This window comes from Noviherbaspirillum humi, from assembly GCF_900188095.1.
GTDB classification, from domain to species: Bacteria; Pseudomonadota; Gammaproteobacteria; order Burkholderiales; family Burkholderiaceae_D; genus Noviherbaspirillum; species Noviherbaspirillum humi.
The window spans coordinates 1-1,193 of the sequence record NZ_FZOT01000051.1 but is presented as its reverse complement, the minus strand read 5'-3'; the positions used below and the strand labels follow the sequence as shown (position 1 = coordinate 1,193).

The 1,193-nt window shown below is 68.1% G+C and carries 1 protein-coding gene; it reads left to right on the top strand.

Features of this window, described 5'->3' with window-relative positions; all coding sequences use genetic code 11:
* Positions 1-1,193 (top strand): aldehyde dehydrogenase (locus CHB88_RS24055; RefSeq protein ID WP_143131473.1); only part of this gene is annotated, 1,193 nt, incomplete at both ends.

The window sequence follows — 1,193 nt, the reverse complement described above, 5'->3', positions numbered from 1 at the left end:
GCCTTCGCCGCCGCCGTGGCCGCCGAAACCGGCGGCTCGGCCATGTGGTCCGGCTTCAATGTCCATCTGGCCGCCGGCATGCTGCTCGAAGCCGCTTCCATGACCACCCAGGTCTCCGGCGAGATCATCCCCTCCGACGTGCCCGGCAGCCTGGCCATGGGCGTGCGCCAGCCCGCCGGCGTGGTGCTCGGCATGGCGCCCTGGAACGCGCCCATCATCCTCGGCGTGCGCGCCATCGCCATGCCGCTGGCCTGCGGCAACACCGTGGTGCTCAAGGGCTCGGAGCTGTGCCCGGCCACCCACGGCCTGATCATCGAAGCCATGCAGCAAGCCGGCCTGCCCAGGGGCGTGGTCAACTTCATCACCAACGCGCCGCAGGATGCCGGCGAGATCGTCGAAGCCATGGTGGCCCATCCGGCGGTGCGCCGGGTCAACTTCACCGGCTCGACCAAGGTCGGCAAGATCATCGCCGCCGTCTGCGCCAAGCACCTCAAGCCGTCGGTGCTGGAGCTGGGCGGCAAGGCGCCGTTCATCGTGCTGGATGACGCCGACATCGAGGCAGCCGTGAATGGCGCGGCGTTTGGCGCCTTCGCCAATTCCGGCCAGATCTGCATGTCGACCGAGCGCATCATCGTCGACGAGAAGGTAGCCGACGATTTCGTGGCGCGCCTGGCCGAGAAAGCCAAGGCCTTGCCGCTGGGCGACCCGCGCCAGGGACCGGTGGTGCTGGGCTCGGTGGTGGACATGAGCACGGTGCACCGCTGCAACGCGCTGATCGACGATGCGCTGGAGAAGGGCGCGAAACTGCTGTGCGGCGGCAAGGCGGAAACCACGCTGATGCCGGCCACGCTGCTGGACCATGTGACGCCGGCGATGAAGATTTACCACGAAGAATCGTTCGGGCCGGTTAAGGGCATCGTGCGGGTCAAAGGCGTGGAAGAGGCGGTGGCCTGCGCCAACGACAACGAGTTCGGCTTGTCGGCGGCGGTGTTCGGGCATGACATTGCGCGGGCGATGAGCGTGGCGCAGCAGATCCAGTCGGGCATCTGCCACATCAATGCGCCGACGGTGCATGACGAGGCGCAGATGCCGTTCGGCGGGGTGAAAGGCAGCGGCTTCGGCCGCTTCGGCGGCAAGGCGGCGATTGCCGAGTTCACCGACCTGCGCTGGATCTCGGTGCAGACCGCCCCGCG